The 18705-nt window shown below is 65.4% G+C and carries 18 protein-coding genes; all 18 read right to left on the bottom strand.

Annotated features, from left to right (window positions below; translation table 11 throughout):
• Nucleotides 1-36 precede the first annotated feature (36 nt).
• Complete coding sequence (locus tag F7R26_RS34055; protein ID WP_150992435.1) at nt 37-468, bottom strand: flagellar protein FlhE; 432 nt, start codon at nt 466-468, stop codon at nt 37-39.
• Nucleotides 465-1181, bottom strand: a complete 717-nt coding sequence (locus F7R26_RS34060) for an RNA polymerase sigma factor FliA (RefSeq protein ID WP_006162649.1) — start codon at nt 1179-1181, stop codon at nt 465-467. The genes F7R26_RS34055 and F7R26_RS34060 overlap by 4 nt, the downstream gene beginning before the upstream one ends.
• 40 nt (nt 1182-1221) lie before the next feature.
• Nucleotides 1222-2040 carry a MinD/ParA family ATP-binding protein gene (locus tag F7R26_RS34065; RefSeq protein ID WP_193692208.1) on the bottom strand — a complete coding sequence of 273 codons (819 nt, stop codon included), beginning with the start codon at nt 2038-2040 and terminating at the stop codon, nt 1222-1224.
• 3 nt (nt 2041-2043) lie between these two features.
• Nucleotides 2044-4485 carry a flagellar biosynthesis protein FlhF gene (gene flhF, locus F7R26_RS34070; RefSeq protein WP_150992433.1) on the bottom strand — a complete coding sequence of 814 codons (2442 nt, stop codon included), beginning with the start codon at nt 4483-4485 and terminating at the stop codon, nt 2044-2046.
• Nucleotides 4486-4498: 13 nt separating this feature from the next.
• Nucleotides 4499-6586, bottom strand: a complete 2088-nt coding sequence (gene flhA, locus F7R26_RS34075; RefSeq protein WP_150992431.1) for a flagellar biosynthesis protein FlhA — start codon at nt 6584-6586, stop codon at nt 4499-4501.
• On the bottom strand, nt 6583-7725 hold the full coding sequence (flhB, locus tag F7R26_RS34080) for a flagellar biosynthesis protein FlhB (protein ID WP_043357012.1): 1143 nt from the start codon (nt 7723-7725) through the stop codon (nt 6583-6585). Before flhB ends, flhA begins: the two co-directional genes overlap by 4 nt.
• Nucleotides 7726-7992: 267 nt before the next feature.
• On the bottom strand, nt 7993-8628 hold the full coding sequence (cheZ, locus tag F7R26_RS34085; RefSeq protein WP_150992429.1) for a protein phosphatase CheZ: 636 nt from the start codon (nt 8626-8628) through the stop codon (nt 7993-7995).
• A 10-nt stretch (nt 8629-8638) separates the two neighbouring features.
• A complete protein-coding gene (cheY, locus tag F7R26_RS34090) occupies nt 8639-9034 on the bottom strand; it encodes a chemotaxis response regulator CheY (RefSeq protein WP_043357014.1) in 396 nt (131 codons plus the stop codon).
• An 88-nt stretch (nt 9035-9122) separates the two neighbouring features.
• Nucleotides 9123-10199: a protein-glutamate methylesterase/protein-glutamine glutaminase gene (locus tag F7R26_RS34095; RefSeq protein WP_150992427.1), complete on the bottom strand. Its 1077-nt coding sequence runs from the start codon at nt 10197-10199 to the stop codon at nt 9123-9125.
• Nucleotides 10200-10222: 23 nt separating this feature from the next.
• Nucleotides 10223-10879, bottom strand: a complete 657-nt coding sequence (gene cheD / locus F7R26_RS34100; protein ID WP_150992425.1) for a chemoreceptor glutamine deamidase CheD — start codon at nt 10877-10879, stop codon at nt 10223-10225.
• Nucleotides 10879-11781 carry a CheR family methyltransferase gene (locus F7R26_RS34105; protein ID WP_150992423.1) on the bottom strand — a complete coding sequence of 301 codons (903 nt, stop codon included), beginning with the start codon at nt 11779-11781 and terminating at the stop codon, nt 10879-10881. The genes cheD and F7R26_RS34105 overlap by 1 nt, the downstream gene beginning before the upstream one ends.
• A 71-nt stretch (nt 11782-11852) precedes the next feature.
• Nucleotides 11853-12347 carry a chemotaxis protein CheW gene (gene cheW / locus F7R26_RS34110; RefSeq protein ID WP_006162638.1) on the bottom strand — a complete coding sequence of 165 codons (495 nt, stop codon included), beginning with the start codon at nt 12345-12347 and terminating at the stop codon, nt 11853-11855.
• Between the two features lie 21 nt (nt 12348-12368).
• Nucleotides 12369-14390 carry a chemotaxis protein CheA gene (gene cheA, locus F7R26_RS34115; RefSeq protein ID WP_193692209.1) on the bottom strand — a complete coding sequence of 674 codons (2022 nt, stop codon included), beginning with the start codon at nt 14388-14390 and terminating at the stop codon, nt 12369-12371.
• 59 nt (nt 14391-14449) lie between these two features.
• Complete coding sequence (motB, locus tag F7R26_RS34120) at nt 14450-15472, bottom strand: flagellar motor protein MotB (protein WP_150993212.1); 1023 nt, start codon at nt 15470-15472, stop codon at nt 14450-14452.
• 18 nt (nt 15473-15490) lie between these two features.
• Nucleotides 15491-16354 (bottom strand): flagellar motor stator protein MotA, encoded by an 864-nt coding sequence (motA, locus tag F7R26_RS34125; protein ID WP_150993214.1) that lies wholly within the window; start codon nt 16352-16354, stop codon nt 15491-15493.
• Nucleotides 16355-16594: 240 nt separating this feature from the next.
• Nucleotides 16595-17200 (bottom strand): flagellar transcriptional regulator FlhC, encoded by a 606-nt coding sequence (gene flhC, locus F7R26_RS34130; protein WP_043357029.1) that lies wholly within the window; start codon nt 17198-17200, stop codon nt 16595-16597.
• Nucleotides 17197-17514, bottom strand: coding sequence for a flagellar transcriptional regulator FlhD (flhD, locus tag F7R26_RS34135; RefSeq protein WP_006162633.1), 318 nt, complete (start codon nt 17512-17514; stop codon nt 17197-17199). Before flhD ends, flhC begins: the two co-directional genes overlap by 4 nt.
• Before the next feature lie 412 nt (nt 17515-17926).
• Nucleotides 17927-18658, bottom strand: coding sequence for a DUF4088 family protein (locus F7R26_RS34140; RefSeq protein WP_150993216.1), 732 nt, complete (start codon nt 18656-18658; stop codon nt 17927-17929).
• Between the last annotated feature and the right edge of the window lie 47 nt (nt 18659-18705).

Here is an 18705-nt window from a genome sequence, read left to right on the forward strand (position 1 = left end):
CCTGCCCGTGCGGTAGTCAGGGGCCTGGCGAACGCATCACCTGAAACTGACCGTCACCTGGTTCGACTGTCCGAACAACACCGGCGTCAACGCGCCCCGCCCAGGCACCTGAAACGCAAATACAAAGCCCTTGGCCGCATCGTCGCCGCCAAACGCCTCGGTCAGCCCTTCGGCCCCCGGCAACAGCATGCATCTCTGCGCATTGCACAGATAGGCCTGCAACCCGTTCGGCGGCGTACTCGCAAAGCTGTAGCGCCACCGCACGGTAGTAATCGTGCCCTCCGCCTGCGGCAAATAGCCCGAAGGCGTCATGGGCGCGGAGACGATGCGCAGTCCTTTGCCATGCAGCGCCGGTCCGCTCACCGACGCCGTCCAGGAATGCAAGGTCGTACCGCCGGGCGCGGCCCAGGCCGCACAGCAAGCCGCGGCGATCACGGCAGCGGAAACTCGCTGGCACCAGCCGCTCATAGCAATCCGCGCAACTGCGAACGCAGCCGTGTAATCGCCTGGCTACGGATCTGGCACACGCGCGACTCGGTGACTTCCAGCACCGCGCCGATTTCCCGCAGGTTCAGCTCCTGGTCATAGCACAGCGACAGCACCAGCTTCTCCCGCTCAGGCAGACGCTCGATGGCGCGGATCAGCGCTTCGCGCATCCCGCTCTCCATCAGCACAGTGAGGGGGTTGCCGTCATCGCTCACGCTCAGGTGCCGGTCCAGGAAGTCTTCCTCGCCGGAGCGCTCGAAGTCTTCATAGTGCAGCAACTGGCAGCCATAGACCTCGTTGAGCAGCGTCTGGTATTCGTCCAGCGGCAGCTCCAGCTCCTGCGCCACTTCGGAATCGAGCGGCGCACGGCCCAGCGTTTGTTCCAGGCCGCGCACGGTGCGCTCGATCCGCCGCGTGAACTGGCGCAGGCTGCGCGACTGCCAGTCGTTGGCGCGCACCTCGTCGAGCATGGCGCCGCGAATGCGCTGGCTGGCGTAGGTCTCGAAACGCGCACCGTGAGTGTCTTCATAGCGCTTGGCGGCGTCGAGCAGGCCAATCATGCCGGCCTGGATCAAGTCATCGAGCTGCACGCTGGCCGGCAGCTTGGCCGCCAGTTGCAAAGCGATGCGACGCACCAGCGACGCATGCGCCGTCACGGTATCAGTCTGTTCGAGCTTTCCCTGAATCGTATACATGGTGGAATTCTCGTGAGTCCTAGCTTGCAGGTCCCGGCGCTTAAGCCAGGGCCGTGGCCGTCGGCGCCATCGGCGCCGACAGGGTTGAACGGGGATCGGTGGACATTGGCCAGCTGGCAATGCCCGTGGCAATTCGGCGTAATGCGGCAGTGGCGGGCGCGGCCGGGAAGGCCTCGACCACGCAACGGCCCAATGTGGTACTACGCTCGACCAGCGGATCGTGCGGCAGGCTGCCCGCGGGGCTGGCCTCAACGCCAAGGTACTGGCTGGCGGTACGGGCCAGGTTGCCCAGCACCGCACTGGCTGCGGCGTCCCCGGCAGCGGCATTGATCACCAGGTGGAAACGCCGGCAGGCGTAAAGGTGATTGAGCTGCTTGATGCAGGCGTATGCGGCCTTGATCGAGGCCGGCTCGGCGCGCAGCACCACAACGAGGTTGTGCGCCGCGCCAGCCATTTGCGACAAGCCGCCATCCGCATCGCTGCGGGCGTCGCTGAGCACGGTGCGAAACGACTTGAGCAACTGCAGGTCGCCATTGGCCTGGGGGCTGCCCGGCAGCACGGCGATGGTGCCGGCGGGACGCTTGCCGAGCGCGGCATCGAGCGTCACTGCGCCGCCCAGCACCGCGGCCAGGGTGCCTTCCGGCATGGCGCCGGCAAGCCGCGTGGCGCGGGCGCCGAAGCGGTCCTCATCGACGAGCAGTACACGTTCACCTTGCAGGGCAAGGGCGTTGGCCAGCCCCAGTGCCACCGTGGTGGCGCCGGCACCGGCATCGCTTGCGACCACGGCAATGCGGCGCGTGGCGCGGGGCGCCAGCATGCGCCGCAGGCTTTCCGCCTGGTCGGATGCGAGTGAATTCACGGCTTATTCTCCCTGTGCCAGCGTCTCGAACACGCGGCTTGCGCTCATGCGCGCCTCGAGCAAGCCGCCGGCGCCGCCCAGCTGGAACGTCTCCGGCGGGGCTTCCTGAACAACGGGCTGCGCGGCGCGGCCGCCACGGGCCGGATAGTTTTCCAGCACGTCGAGCAAGGCCAGCAGGCGGCCGATGCCTTCGACCAGCACGGCGGCGCCGCAAGCCTGGCGAGCCGGCGCGCGGCCGGTCAGTCGCGCCAGGAATGCGCCGACTGAATCGTCGCTGGCCTGCTCGAGGCGCAGCGCGGCCACGCCCATCTGCAGCGCGAGCAAGCGGGCGCAGGCCTGCGCTTCAGCCTGTGCGGGTTCATTGCCACCGTCACCTTGGCCCAGGTGCTCCAGTGCATGGCGTAGCGTGCGCAGTTGCGCTTCGCCGGCTTCGGCCCAACGGGCCCAGCGGGCCAGTTGCGCGCCCTCGGCCGACAGCGCCGGGTCGCACAGCAGGTAATGCACGGCGAGCGTCTGGCCGTTCTCGCGGTCTACCACGCGCGACACCAGCAAGCCTGCCTCGATGCCGCCCTCGGCCCCAGCGCGGGCGCCGCGCGCCTGGCCCTCGAGCACGCGTACCGGGCTTTGCGCGATCCACTGCACAGCATCGCGGCCGCGGTAGTCCATGTCTTGCACGGCGTGGAAGGTCAGCGTCTCGGCCAGTGCATCGAGCTTGACGGCGTTACCGCCACTGGCCACCCGGGTAGTCTTGCGCGCGGTGGCCAGCCAGCGCTCACCTGCTTGCTGCCAGCGTGCCAGCATGGGGGCGGCAGGCATGGCGTCGAGTACGTTGACCACGGTACGGGCGGCAGCGATGGCGGCGCACAGCGTGGCGGCATCGGCCTCCCATCCGCCCTGGCCGCCTTGCAGCGCCGGGCCGGTACGGCCGGCGGGCGCGGCGGCGGCCGCCAGCGGCAGGCCGTCGCGGTCCGCCAGGAACAGCGTGTGTTGCCAGGGGCGCGGCGCGCGCCGTCCCGCCACGGGTGTGGCCACCGTGGCGCTCAGCGACAGCACGAAGCGGTCGCAATGGCGGGTGAGGTCGCGGCAGGCGGCCTCGCGCACTTGCTGCGCCATCAGGCGCGGCGAGGGTGCGCTCTCATTGCGTTGCTGCCACTGCGAGCGGACCAGCTCGAAGCTATAGCTGCCAGCATTCAGTTGCTCCACGCAGTCACCCACCGCGTTGGCGCTGTCGGTCAGCGTGCGCAGCATGCCGTCGGCACCGCCGGGGCTGGCCGCGCGCGTGGCTTCGCTATCGTCCTGCGCGGGCATGGCGCGGCGCGCGGCTTCCGCGTCGGCAAACACCGAGCCGCGGCGCGGCGTCTGGAAGGCACGCTCGACCAGGGCCGCGCCGTTGGCGAGCTCAAGGTGCTCGGGCACGCGCTGGCCCGTGGAGGCGTAGTACACTGGCAGGCGGTGGCGGATCACCACGTCGAGCACGGAGCCCAGGTGCGTGGCCTCGTCCAGCTTGCTGACGATGCAGCCGTCGATGCCGCCGTCGGGCGTGGCATCGTGGCGGTAGGCGTGGACGACTTCGTTGAGCGTGTCGCCGTGGCTGGCGCCGTTGAGCAGCAGGATGCGCTGCACCGGCGCCTGCACGCCGGCCAGCATGGCAATCTGCTCGGACAGGTTGCGGTCGCGCTGGCTCATGCCCACGGTGTCGATGATCACCAGGTGCTTCTCGGTCAGCGCCGCCAGCGCAAAGCGCAGGTCGGCCGCGTCCTTGACCGCATGCACGGGCACGCCAAGGATGTCGCCGTAGATGCGCAATTGCTCGTGCGCGCCAATCCGGAACGTGTCGGTGGTCAGGAGCGCCAGGCGTTCCGGGCCGTGCTTGAGCACGAAGCGCGCGGCCAGCTTGGCGGTGGTGGTGGTCTTGCCAACGCCGGTGGGACCGACCAGCGCCAGCACGCCACCCTGAGCGAAGAGCGCATCTTCGTCGTTCAGCACCGGCACCTTGCGGGCGAGCTCCTGGCGGATCCAGGTCATGGCGGCAGGCCGGTCATGGCCCAGCGGCAAGTGACCCAGCAGCGAACGGGCGAGCTGCCCGGAAAAGCCAGCGGTCACTAACCAGGTAAACAGCGAATCGCGCAACGGGTCTCCGCCTATCGACGGCAGGCTGTGCGTGCCCACGCCGGAGAACTGGCGCTCCATCATGGCGCGCATGGTCTGCAGTTCGCCGCGCAGGTCGCCAAGGGCGCCGTCGACAGCGACCGCGGCAGCCGGCGGCGGCGTGAACACCGGCGCGTTGCTGGAGATGGCGCCGAGATCGGTATCGCGCATCGCGACAATCTCCACGCCACCTTCAACGATGCGGTTGGACAGCACCACCGCGTCCGGTCCCATCGCCTCGCGCACCTGGCGCAAAGCCTCGCGGCCATTGGCCGCCACGAATTTAGCTACGCTCATTTTGCGAAACCCCTCACGCTGTGCCACCGATCATGGCGGTGATCCTGATATTTCGGTTGTCCGGCACCTCGGCATGCGAGAGCACCTTGAGTTGCGGCATGGTCCGGCGCAGGAAGCGCGCCAGCAACGGGCGCAGCGGATGCGGCACCAGCAGCACCGGATCCAGCCCCAGATGTTCTTGCCTGGTCACCGCGGCTTGCGTCTGCTGCAGCAGCGCATCGGCCAGGCCCGGCTCGATGCCGCCGCCGTTAGTGAGCGCTTGCGACAGCACGCGCTCCAAGCCAGCGTCCAGGCCGATGACCTGGAGGTCGGCGCCGTTGGGGAACCACTGCTGGGTAATGGCACGGCCAAGCGCCACGCGCACCAGCGCGGTGAGCTCGTTGGGATCGCTGACCTTCGGCGCGTGCTCGGCCACCACGTCCAGCACGGTGCGCATGTCGCGGATCGGTACGCTTTCGTCCAGCAGGTTCTGCAGGATCTTCTGCAGCGCGGTGAGCGTGATGACCTTGGGAACCAGGTCTTCGGTGAGCTTGGGCGATTCCTTGGCGATGCGGTCGAGCAGAGCCTGCACTTCCTGGCGGCCAAGCAGTTCAGCCGCGTGCATGTGTATCAGGTGGTTGAGGTGAGTGGCCACTACCGTGCTTGCGTCCACCACGGTGTAGCCGTAGGTCTGCGCCTGCTCCTTGAGGCCGCTTTCGATCCACACCGCGGGCAGGCCGAAGGCCGGGTCCTGGCTGGGCGTGCCCGGCAGCGCGCCGGACACCTGGCCGGGGTTGATCGCCATCCACTGCCCGGGCGCAGCTTCGCCGCGGCCGATCTCCACGCCCTTGAGCGTGATGCGGTAGGCGTTGGGCTTGAGCTCCAGGTTGTCGCGGATATGCACCACCGGCACCAGGAAGCCGATCTCCTGCGCCACCTTCTTGCGGATGCTCTTGATGCGCCCGAGGAGCTCGCCGTTCTGCGCGCGGTCCACCAGCGGGATCAGGCGATAGCCCACTTCCATGCCGAGCGGATCGACCAGCGTGACATCGTCCCAGCTGGCTTCGGTCGATTCCGGCGCCACCGCGGGAGCACGTTCCTCGCGCTTCTTTTCCTGCGCCTGCGCCACGTCGCGGCGTGCCACATAGCGGCCGAACCACACCAGCGCACCAGCAAAGGCCAGGAAGGCGACGTGCGGCATGCCCGGGATGATGCCCATCATGCCAATGATGGCGCCGGTCAGGTAGAGCACGCGCGGATTGGAGAACAGCTGGCCGGTCAGCTGCTGGCCCACGTCCTGCTCGTTGGAGACCCGCGAAACGATCACACCCGCGGCGGTGGAAATCACCAGCGCCGGGATCTGCGCGACCAGGCCATCGCCGATGGTCAGCAGCGTGTAGTTGCGCACCGCGGTGGCGAAGTCCAGGTCATGCTGCACCATGCCCACCACCATGCCGGCGCCGACGTTGATGAACATGATCATCAGACCCGCCACGGCATCGCCGCGCACGAACTTGCTGGCACCGTCCATCGCGCCGTAGAAGTCCGATTCCTGCGAGACCTCGGCGCGGCGCTTCTTGGCGCCTTCTTCATTGATCAGGCCAGCGTTGAGGTCGGCGTCGATCGCCATCTGCTTGCCGGGCATGGCGTCGAGCATGAAGCGCGCGCCAACTTCGGCGATACGCCCCGCGCCCTTGGTGATGACCATGAAGTTGATCACCACCAGGATCGCGAACACCACGATGCCCACCGCAAAGTTGCCGCCGACCAGGAAGTGGCCGAAGGCCTCGATCACCTTGCCCGCGGCATCCGGCCCGGTGTGCCCTTCCATCAGCACGACCCGGGTCGAGGCCACATTAAGCGACAGGCGCAGCAGCGTGGTGAACAGCAGCACCGCCGGGAAGGCAGCGAAGTCCAGCGCCTTCTGCGTGTACATGCCCACCAGCAGCACCATGATGGACAGGGCGATGTTGAACGTGAACAGCAGATCCAGGATAAAGGGCGGCAGCGGCAGGATCATCATGCCGAGGATCATGATGATCAGCAGCGGGCCGGCCAGGGCCTTCATCTGCCCGCCTGTCTGGCCCCCCGGCAGTTTGAACAGCGAGGTCAATGCGTTCATGCTTGGCTTTCCGGTACGGCTAACTCGTCCGGCACCAGCAGATCGGAGGGTGCCGCCGGATGCGGGCCGCTGCTGTGGTGCCAGTGCTTCAGTTGATAGACCCAGGCCAGGACTTCGGCCACGGAGGTGTACAGGCCGGCAGGGATTTCCCTGCCCAGCTCTACGTGACGATGCAGCGCGCGCGCCAGCGGCGGCGCGGACAGCAACGGCACGCCGTTCTCGACGGCAATCTCGCGAATGCGCGCGGCAATCGCGTCACTGCCCTTGGCGACCACGCGCGGCGCGCTCATGCGGCCTTCTTCGTAGCGCAGCGCCACGGCGAAGTGGGTGGGGTTGGTGACCACCACATCCGCCTTCGGCACTTCCGACATCATGCGGCGCTTGGCCATGGCACGCTGCTGCTGGCGGATGCGCCCCTTGATGTGCGGGTCGCCTTCGCTGTCCTTGTGCTCCTGCTTGACCTCTTCCTTGGTCATGCGCAGCTTCTTGTAGAAGGTCCAGTACTGCCAGGGCACGTCGAGCGCCGCTACCAGCACCAGCGAACCCGCCACCATCGCCGAGCAGCTCAGCACCATCTCCAGCATGTGCAGCAGCGCTTCGTGGATCGGCGCGCTCATCAGCGCGATGGCCTCTGGCAGCCGCCGCCACAGCACCCAGCCAGCCACGCTGCCAACCAGCAGCGCCTTGGCAATGGCCTTGGCCAGCTCCACCAGCGACTGTGAGGAGAACAACCTGCCCAGCCCCTTGAGCGGCGAGAGGCGGGAGAAATCCGGGGCGAAAGACTTCGCGGAGAACATCCAGCCGCCCAGCAGCATGGGGCCGGCCAGCGCTGCCGCGCCAAAGAACAGCAACAGCGGCAGGAAGGCCAGCAGGCCCTCCCAGACCGCGATGCCAAAGCGCGACATCATGCGCGTGGTGTCGAAGGCAATCGCCGGCTCGAAGGCCAGGCTGGCGTGCAACACGGCATCGAGCTTGCTGGCAAGCGTGCCGCCCAGCGTCCACAGGCCCACTACGCCGCTCATCAGCATGATCAGCGTGGCGAGCTCGCGCGAACGCACGACCTGCCCCTCTTCGCGCGCCTTTTCCAGGCGCCGCGCTGAGGCGGGTTCGGTTTTCTCGAGATCGCTTTCTTCGGACATGGCCGCTCCGTTACGAAGCGGCATGCGGCCGTTCGTCAGGATCGATTATCGGAGCGCAGACCGGCGGGCATTAGCCGGAATAGGACTGGGATTCTGGCGCTGTTTGCGCGATGGCGCCGCTTGCGCGCGGCGCGCGGGGGAGGGCCGGCATGCGCGATGCGCAGCCCTCGCCTTGGCGGCGAGGGCGCTCCGGCAGTGCACTCCGCGGAATGAGTGCACGCGGGATGGCGCGGCGCCGCTAGCGGCGCCACGGGCCATGCCTGGCGATCAGAAGCCCAGGCTGGCGAGCAGGTCGTCGACCTGCGACTGGTCGGAGACCACGTCGGCCTTGCCTTCGGGGTTGACCTGCGGCCCATTCATCAACGTAGCCGGCGCTTCCACGCGGCGATCGGCCGGGACATTGTCGATCAGCACCTGCAGCAGTTCCTGCTCCAGGGAGTGGATCATGTCCATCATCTTCTTGATGACCTGGCCGGTCAGGTCCTGGAAGTCCTGCGCCATCATGATGTCGAGCAGGTGGCTGCCGGTGGCGCGGGCCTGCTGCGGCACGTCGGTCAGGAAGGCGCGGGTGTCGAGCACGAGCTCGCGCGCGTCACCCAGCTCCACCGGCGTTTCGAACCAGGCTTCCCAGCGCTTGTCGAGCGCCTCGGCCTGCTTCTCCATGCCGGACTGGATCGGCTGCGCCAGTTCCACCGCGTTCAGCGTGCGCTCGGCAGCCTGCTCGGTCATGGAGGCGATATAGCTGAGCCGGTCGCGCGCATCGGGGATGGCCTGTGCGGCACGCTCGATTTCCTTGTCGAGCCCCAATTCGCGCATATTGTCGCGCAGCATCCGCGTCAAGGCACCAATGCGCTGGAACAGCTGCTCGGCAGATTCGTTGCTGAGAGTCGGAGTCGTCGACATGTCGCCCACCTTATGCCCCTTCCTTCGCCAGTTTCTCGAAGATCTTGGTAATTTTCTCGTCGAGCGTCGCTGCCGTGAACGGCTTGACCACATAGCCGTTCGCGCCGGCCTGTGCCGCGGCGATGATGTTCTCCTTCTTGGCCTCTGCCGTCACCATCAGCACCGGCAGCTTGGCCAGCGGGCCTTCGGCGCGAATCGCCTGCAGCATGCTCAGGCCGTCCATGTTCGGCATGTTCCAGTCGGAAATGACGAACTGGAAGCTGCCGTCCTTGACTTTCTCCAGGCCCGCGGCGCCGTCTTCGGCTTCCTCGACGTTGGCAAAGCCCAGTTCCTTAAGCAGGTTGCGGATGATGCGACGCATGGTGGGGAAGTCATCGACCACCAGGATCTTCATGTTCTTGTCCACTCTAACGGCTCCAATACAGTTGTGGAAAGTTGCTGTGATACTTGCGCCATCCCGGCCGGCATACTGCCGGGCCGGCGCTTGTGCCCTGTCAAACTCGCTGCGCGCGTGCCCCGAAGGTGGCCAGGCGTGCCATCACGCGCTGGCTCATCGCGTGCAGCGGTACTACCTCATGCACCCCGCCGGCGGCAATCGCCTCCTTGGGCATGCCGAATACGATGCAGCTGCTTTCGTCCTGCGCCAGGTTATAGGCGCCGGCCTCGCGCATGCGCAGCATGCCTTGCGCCCCGTCCTTGCCCATACCCGTCAGCATCACGCCGATGGCGTTCTTGCCCGCATGCTTGGCCGCGGAGTCGAACAGCACCTCGACCGACGGCCGGTGGCGGTTGACCGCCGGCTCCTGCGACAGGTGGGCCACATAGTTGGCCCCACTGCGCGCAAGCAGCAGGTGCGAGTCGCCCGGGGCAATGTAGGCGTAGCCGGGCAGCACGCGCTCGCCGTGCTCCGCTTCCTTGACCGTGATCCGGCACAGGCCGTCCAGGCGCTGCGCGAACGAACGCGTGAAGCCGGCCGGCATATGCTGGACGATCAGCACGGCGGGGCAATCCGGCGGCATCGGCATCAGGAAGTCCTTGATGGCCTCGGTGCCGCCGGTGGACGCCCCGACGATGATCAGCTTTTCCGTGGACAGCAACGGGCTGCGCAGCATCGGGGTAGCCGGCGCTGCCGCTTCGCCGCTGGCGGGTGCCTTGCTGCGGATGCGCGCGCGCGACGCGGCGCGGATCTTGTCGGCGATGGTGTCGGTGTAATCCATCAGGCCGTCGCGGATGCCGAGCTTGGGCTTGGTGACGAAATCCACCGCGCCGAGCTCCAGCGCGCGCATCGTGATTTCCGAGCCGCGCTCGGTCAGCGACGACACCATCAGCACCGGCATCGGGCGCAGGCGCATCAGCCGCTCCAGGAAATCCAGCCCGTCCATGCGCGGCATTTCCACGTCCAGCGTAAGCACATCCGGATTCAGGCGCTTGATCAGGTCACGCGCCACCAGCGGATCAGGGGCGGTACCAACCACCTCCATATCGCTCTGGCTGTTGATGATCTCCGTCATCAGGCTGCGTATCAGCGCGGAGTCATCCACGCACAATACCTTGATCTTGGCCGCAGTCATGTCTCGAAAAAATCCTTGTCGTATCAGGAAACGGCAGCCGATGGCACGCGCCGCGAAAACAGCTCCGCGCCGCCTTTTGCCGGCGTCGTCGCGGAGCTGGCAATGGCGCGTGCCAGCGCGCGTTCGTTGCGCTCGACCACCACCTGGTCGTCCTGCCGGGTAAGCCGGCGCACCAGCGCCAGCCCGGTAAGCGGGAAATAGCTGACGCGGCGCGCGTGCGGGCCGCGCAGGTCCTGGGCGGCCACGCGGATCTCCTCGGCCTTCAGGTACCGGAGCACGAACTCGGCGTTGCGATCGCCGATATTGAGCGTGGTCATGTTGGCCAGCACCGCACCGCCGCCGAACACCTTGGCTTCGAGCCGCTCACGGCGCGCGCCCATCTTCAGCAATTCGTTGATCAGCACTTCCAGCGCGTAGGAGCCGTAGCGCATCGATGCGCTGAGCAGCCGGTCCGCACCCGCGCCATCGTCGTCCGGCAGCATGAAGTGATTCATGCCCCCTACCCCGGCCGTCTCGTCGCGGATGCATGCCGCTACACACGAGCCGAGCACCGTGGTCAGCACCACGTCCTCGCGGGTCACGTAATACTCGTTGGGCAGCAACTTGATGGCTTGCTTGCCGAATTCGCGGTCAAAGTAGCTGCGGGTGGCGATTGCCTCGGGCAATTGGGGCGTGCGCATCACGATCCTCCCAGCCGGGCCGACTGCGGCGCCAGTTCGTAGACAGTCTGCCCGCGCAACTGGAAGGCGCGCGTCACGTAGGAGAAATTCTCGGAGTGGCCCGCGAACAACAGCCCGTGCGGCTTGAGCAGCGGCACGAAACGCTCCAGGATCTTGCCCTGGGTAGGCTTGTCGAAATAGATCATCACGTTGCGGCAGAAGATCGCGTCGAACTTCTCGCGAATACCCCAGTCCGGCGCCAGCAGGTTGAGCGGCTCGAAACTGATGGTGCCCGCCAGTTCTGGCTTGACCTTGACCGCGCCGGCGCGCTGGCCGGTGCCCTTGAGGAAGAAGCGCTTGAGCCGCTCCGGCGAGAGCTTGTTCACCTGCTCGGCCGTGTAGACACCGGAGCGGGCCTTGGCCAGCACCTGGGTGTCGATATCGGTTGCCAGCACCGTGGCGGCGCGCTCGCCGAGCGCCTCGGCCAGCGTGATGGCGATCGAGTAGGGTTCCTCGCCGGTGGACGCGGCCGAACACCATACCGAGTAGGGCCGGCCGGTCTTCTTGGCGTGCTCCGCCAGCAAGGGGAAGTGATGGGCTTCGCGGAAGAATGACGTCAGGTTGGTGGTGAGCGCGTTGGTAAAAAACTCCCACTCGTCCGAGCCGTCGTCGGCATCCAGCATCGCCAGGTAAGTGCCGAAATCGACCAGCTGCAGCGTGCGCAGCCGTCGCGCCAGCCGGCTGTACACCATCTCTCGCTTGTGGCTGCCAAGCGAGATGCCCGCGCGGCGATGAATCATCGCGCGGATCTTCTCGAAGTCCCGCTCGGTCAGCAGGAAGTCACGCGGCTCGTCGCGCCGCAGGGAAGCGGGCTGCGCTGATTGCGGGCCGGCGGCAAAGGCGGTTGGGCGAGGCTGCGTCATGTGTTGCGAGGGCTTTGGGCCGTGGTCTTACTGGGGCTTGCTCTGGTGAACTCAGGCGGATCCGCGCGGGATCAGGCGAGTTCGGCTTCGACCAGTTCCATTTCGGCACTGGTCATCAGCTTCTCGATGTCGATCAGGATCAGCATGCGGCCGTCGACAGTGCCAAGGCCGGTCAGGTGATCGTTGGAGACCGAGACGCCGAACTCCGGGGCCGGCTTGATGGCTTCGCCGGTCAGCGTCAGCACGTCCGATACGCCATCCACCACGATGCCAACCACACGGCCGGCGATATTGAGGATGATGACCACGGTCTGGTGGTCGTAGCGCACGTTGCCCAGGCGGAACTTCAGGCGCAGGTCCACGATCGGCACGATCACGCCGCGCAGATTGGTTACGCCCTTGATGAAGTCAGGCGCATTCGCCAGGCGGGTCACCGCGTCGTAGCCGCGGATCTCCTGCACCTTGAGAATGTCGATGCCATACTCTTCGCTTCCCAGCGTGAAAACCAGGAACTCCTGCCCGGAAGCTTCGCTCCCGGGGGTATCGATGTGTCCGATGCCGGCCATGATGTCTTGTTCTCCTGAGCGTTAAGCAAGCGCCGGGTCTTGGCGGCGCACCCCGGTGCGCTGCAGCGCGCCGACGTCCACGATCAGTGCCACGCTGCCGTCGCCAAGGATGGTGGCGGCGGAAATGCAAGGCACCTTGCGGTAGTTGGTTTCGAGATTCTTCAGCACGACCTGGTGCTGGCCGATCAGCTGGTCCACCAGCAGTGCGAAGCGCTTGCCTTCGGCCTGCAGGATCACGGCGATGCCCTGGGTGGGCTCGTGCACGGCTTCGGCCACGTTGAACACGCGGTGCAGCTCCAGCAGCGGCAGGTACTCGCCACGCACATGCATCACGCGGTCGTTGTTGGCCGCCGTGTGCACGTCTTCCGGCTTGGGCTGCAGCGACTCCATCACGCAGTTCAGCGGCAGGATGAAGGTCTCGGCGCCCACCTTGACGGACATGCCATCCAGGATCGCCAGCGTCAGCGGCAGCACGATGCGGGTGGTGGTGCCCTGGCCGGGACGCGAGGTGACCTCGACGTGGCCGCCCATTTCCTGGATGTTCCGCTTGACCACGTCCATGCCCACACCTCGGCCGGACAGGTCGGTCACCGCTTCGGCGGTGGAGAATCCCGGCGCGAAGATCAGTTGCCAGACTTCATCGTCGCTGATGTTCTCGGACACCGGCAGGCCATTCTGCAGCGCCTTGGCGAGGATCTTGTCGCGGCGCAGGCCGCCACCGTCGTCGCTCACTTCAATGACGATGTTGCCACCGTGGTGCTGGGCCGACAGGATCAGCTGCCCGGTGGGTTCCTTGCCCGCGGCAACGCGCAAGTCCGGTGTCTCGATGCCGTGGTCCAGGCTGTTGCGCACCAGGTGGGTCAGCGGATCGATGATGCGTTCGATCAGGCTCTTGTCGAGCTCGGTGGCCTTGCCGAAGGTAACCAGGTCGATCTGCTTGCCCAGCTTGGCGGCGAGGTCGCGCACCAGGCGCGGGAAGCGCGAGAAGACGTAGTCCATCGGCATCATGCGGATCGACATCACCGCTTCCTGCAGGTCGCGCGCATTGCGCTCGAGCTGGCCCATGCCGGAGAACAAACGGTCGAACAGCACCGGATCGAGCGCCGATGCGGTCTGCGCCAGCATCGATTGCGTGATGACCAGCTCGCCCACCAAGTTGATGATCTGGTCCACCTTTTCGGTGGGCACGCGGATGGAGCCGTTCTCCTGCGCGTGCGCAGCCGCGGCGGGCTGTGCCTTGGCTTTTTCCTTGGCGGGAGCGGGCGCGGCCGGAGCCTGCGCCGGTGCGGCGGCGGCCGGCGCGGCCGCCACCGCAGCTACCGGCTCGGCCGCTGCCGGCGCCGGCGCATCCGCGGCTTCCACGACGATCTGGTCGCCGTCGACGACGAAGCAGCACACCGCGATGATGTCATCGGCGCTGCACTGGCTCGACAGCCACACGGTGAGATCGCCGCCCTCTTCCTTCTGGCCGGTGATCTCGCCCAGGTTGGCGAGTTCCTCGCGCAACAGTGCCTGGTCCGAAGGAGACACCTTCACCAACGTCACCTTCAGGCCGCCGCCGGCGGGTGCGGGTGCCGCCGGTGCCGCGGCTGGCGCTGCGGCAACAGGCGCAGCCGGGGCGGGCGCCGCCGCCGGCGTGCCGCCCGCGGCCTCCAGCGCCAGTTGTTGAAGAACGGCGCAGATACGCGCCAGAGTTTCCGGATCGGGTTCCGTACCGTTACGGTAGGCGTTGAGCTGATCTTGCAACACGTCCTTGGTTTCCAGAAAAGTGTCGATGATGGTCCGGGACAACGCCAGTTCCCGCCGCCGCGTGCGGTCAAGCAGGTTTTCCAGCAGGTGCGTGGTTTCGGTCAGGGCGGCAAAGCCGAACGTTGCCGCGCCGCCCTTGATAGAGTGCGCCGCGCGAAAAATCGCGTTGAGCTCTTCTGCATCGGGGGATTCGAGATCCAGCCCAAGCAGCAGTTGCTCCATTTCCACGAGGAGCTCTTCCGCCTCCTCGAAAAAGGTCTGGTAGAACTGCGTGATATCGATATCGACAGACATAACCGTCCTGGCTCACTGAATTTTGCTGCGAAGCCCGCTGCCGGCATGGCAGGCGGTCTTCATTGAACACTGCCCGGCTTGGCCGGGGCCGCGGCGGCGTTGCCCGGCGCAGCCGCAGCCGGGGCGGCCGAAGCGGCCGGCGCGACTGCGGTTGCGGGGGCGGAGGCGGCCGCCAGGCCTGCCTGCACTTCCTGGCCGGCTTCACCGGCCTTTGCTGCGATCGAAACCTCGGCGGCGCTGGCATTCTCAGCCTCGATCCGAGACTGCGCGCGCTGGTTCAGCACCACGATGCTGATGCGGCGATTCACCGGCGCGAGATCGTCCTTCTTGTCGAGCGGCATGGTGGCGGCCAGGCCGATCACGCGCAACACCTTGCCCTCGTTCATGCCGCCGGCGATCAGCTCGCGCCGGGAGGCATTGGAGCGATCTGAAGACAGCTCCCAGTTGCTATACGTGCGCTCGCCATTGGAATAGTTGGCGGAGTCGGTATGGCCGGACAGGCTGACCTTGTTCGGCATCTCGTTGAGCACCGGGCCGATCTCGCGCAGGATGGTGCGCATATACGGCTCGACCGCGGCGCTGCCGGTACGGAACATCGGCCGGTTCTGCGTATCCAGGATCTGGATGCGCAAACCTTCGCTGGTGATATCGAGCAACAACTGCGGGCGGAACTGGCGCAGCACGGGGTTGTTCTCGATGATCTGCTCAAGACGCTTCTTGAGCGAGCGCAGGCGCTCGGCTTCCTGGCGTTCCTTGGCCTTTTCCGTGGCATCTTCGGGCGTCTTCCTGACCTCCGCGTCCTGGCGGGTCACGTCCGTGCCGCCGCCAGGGATCACGCTGGAAGACATGCTGCTCTTGTTGCCGCCCGCAATGGCCACTTTAAGCGGCGTGCGGAAATACTCGGCCAATTGCACCAGGTCCTTGGGCTGGGCAGCCTTCAGCAGCCAAAGCACAAGGAACAGCGCCATCATTGCCGTCATGAAGTCGGCGTAAGCGATCTTCCACGATCCGCCATGATGCCCGGCGCTGCTCTTCTTGATGCGTTTGACGACAATGGGGTGCGCACCGTGCTCACTGCTCATCGCTGTCGCTCCTCTTCGTCAGGTGATGCTCTTGACTTCGCGGACGTGGTCGTCCAGTTCGAGGAAGGATGGCCGCTCGGTCGAGTACAACACCTTGCGGCCAAACTCCACCGCCACCAGAGGTGCATATCCGTTGAGCGAAGCCAGCAGCGTGACCTTGATGCACTCGTACATCTTCACGGTTTCGTCCACCTGGTGCTCGACCCGCGCCGCCAGCGGCGAGACAAAGCCGTAGGCGAGCAAGATGCCGAGGAAGGTGCCGACCATGGCGTGGGCAATCAGCGCGCCCAGCTCGGCCGGCGGCAGGTCTGCCGAGGCCAGCGCGTGCACCACGCCCATCACCGCGGCGACAATGCCGAAGGCGGGCAGGCCGTCGCCGATCCGGGTCAGCGCGTGCGCCGGCACCTCGGCCTCGTGGCGGAAAGTCTCGATCTCGTGATCCATCAGGGTCTCGATCTCGAAGGCGTTCATATTGCCGTTGACCATCATGCGCAGGTAGTCCGTCAGGAACTCCATCATTCCCGGGTCGGCAAGGATGCGCGGATACTGGCTGAACACGCTGCTGGCCGCCGGGTCCGCGATTTCCTTCTCGAGGAACAGGATGCCTTCGCGGCGGGCCTTGGACAGCAGGACATAGAGCAGCGCCATGACTTCCATGTACAGCGCCTTGCTGTACTTGCTGCTGCGAAACAGTGTCGGCAGCACGCGCATGGTGGCCTTGATAGCCTTGCCATTATTGGAGCTGATGAACGCGCCGATCGCGGCGCCCCCAATGATGACAAGCTCTGCCGGTTGATAAAGCGCGCCCATATGGCCACCGGTCATGGCGTATCCACCAAGCACCGCCGCTATCACGACAACAAAGCCAATTACAACTAGCACGATTGATTCCCCGTCAGAAAAACACGCGTCAGGCACGCACAAGCGTCACCCCTCCAGCCAGGCGGATATACCGCCTGTCCTGGCAGGGCTCACCTGTCACGCAGGCTGCCATCGGATCTGAGACCTTGGGACTATCGGGCCTTGAAGCCTTGGGTCCTGAAGTCTGGTCCGTCCTAAGACTTAACGACTGAAGACGGCAAGACTTGAAGACTTAGTGCCCTATCGACCCAAGGATTTCAGTCAGGCGACAGCTTGCGCTGGTGCGATGTCCTTCGAGAGCTTCTTGGCTTTGCCAGCACGCGAGGGCGGACGGCACAGGCTGCATACGAAATTCGCATGCGGCTCGTACGCGTGCGCGACGAAACGCCCGCCGCAGCAGGTGCAGCTGGAAAGCTGCAGCATGTTGCTCTCGAAAAACCGTACTAACGTCCAAGCACGGGTGAAACTTAAGACAATTTCGCTTTCGAGCAGCGATACGTGCTCAAGATAGAGCCGATAGGCCGCCACCACGCCGCGGATGCCAACCGTCTCGCCCTGCTGGACCATGAACTGATAGGCCGAGAAGAACAGCGAGGAATGGATGTTTGGCAACCAGGTGGTGAACCAGTCGGTCGAGAAGGGGAGCATGCCCTTGGGCGGCGAGGCGCCGCGCAGCTCCTTGTAGAGGCGGATCAGGCGATCGCGCGAGAGCGTGGTCTCGGCTTCGAGGACTTGCAGGCGCGCACCCAGGCCGATCAGCTCAATGGCGAGCTGGGTCTGGTTGGCATCCTGCAAGACGCTCTTGCGATTGGGAACGGGAGTGGCCGTGGTACTCCGGGCTGACGGCGCCTGCAGGAGCGCGGTCAATTGAGCGACTCCACGGGCTGCCGTGCGAGCAGGATCGCAGCATGGATCTGCTGCATATCATGGCTCTTGGCCGTATGGGTGAGTGTCGACAGCAAGGCATGGTCGTCGAACCGAAAACGGCACAGGACCATGTTTGATGCTGCCAGTTTGACAAGCTGGGCCGGTGTCAACTTGGCGAGAATGTCGGCAATTTCCTTGCTGACGCCAAGCCTGAACATGGCTTCCAGATGATTTTCGCGCACCAGGCGTTGCGCGAGCAGCAGATAGGCGAGATTGACCTCCCTGATCTCCTGGAGAACTTCACTGCTTTCCAATTTTTCCCCGCTACCAAAAGCCCTTCGACCGCTTGTCCGGCGCTTACCCGCAGCCGAAGGCTGAAGGCGACCAGATCGTTTGAGTGCGTGTGCGATGGGTACTGCGTACAACTACGGAACTGCGCTTGGTCAGACTTCTCTGAAACTTTACAAATGTTACAGAGTGTAAGTACGACTGACAGAGTTATATCGGCAATTTGAGCAGACTGCCAATCCCCTCTTACGTTGGGGTACGGCAATGTCGCATGAAACATACATGGAACTCAAACTTTGTAACAGTCATCTCCTTGTCATCTGATTTGCATCAAAACTGTTACGCGGATGTAACAGAGGAAAAGCTCTAGAACGGCCCGTTAGGCCATCCCGCCCGAGGGCGAACTAGTCGCATTCCTCTATTGACGAGACAGCCTCACTACACTAGGACCCTGCGCAGCCATGCAGCCACTCGTGCGAACAGGTCGTCTGGCTCTTCGCGAAACAGATGCGGGCAGGTTTGCTCGACCTGCTCCATCACGCGTGCGGCTTCTTCGGCACTCACGGTGCCGTAGTCCATCGATAGCCCCAGCAAAGCGCGCAATTCGCCCAGCCGCGAGCGTGCCGTGCCGGTGGTGCGCTCAGTCTGCACCATGTACATGAGGTCGTAGACCCGGCGGCGCAGGCTTTCCGCGACGCGCCATGCCGGCGTCTGCATCTGCTCCTCGAGCGTGCGGATATCCACCGCCGAGGTAGCCAGCTGGGATGCCAGGGAATCGGTAAAAGCCAGGTCTGCCCCTGCGTCCTCCAGAATCTGCCGGGACCAGTCGCGGGCATGCGCAAGGCGCTCCTGGGGCGTCCACTCGTAGCGCACCGCCAGGCCGTAGCCAAAGCGCTGCGCGTCGCGCATGAGCGTCGCCATGGCATTGGGCAGCTGCTTGTTGAACACGCGCTTGGCCCAGGCGTATTCCCCACCCGAGAGCAGCCGCGTGACGGCACGCTCGGTCAGCGGGCCATCATGGTGCAGCAGGCGTGCCCGCAGGAAATCATCGAATTCAGGCGGCGTGAACTCGTTGTCCAGGCCGGTCGAGAGCTTGACGAAGTGCTCGAACTCGGCACGCAGCTTGGCTACGGCTTCTTCGGGCAGCGCCAGGGTGATTTCAGTAGTCATGATGTGCAGATCTGGCTATGTCGCCGACGGCCGGAGCATCTTGTTCG

This window comes from Cupriavidus basilensis, assembly GCF_008801925.2.
Classification (GTDB): domain Bacteria; phylum Pseudomonadota; class Gammaproteobacteria; order Burkholderiales; family Burkholderiaceae; genus Cupriavidus; species Cupriavidus basilensis.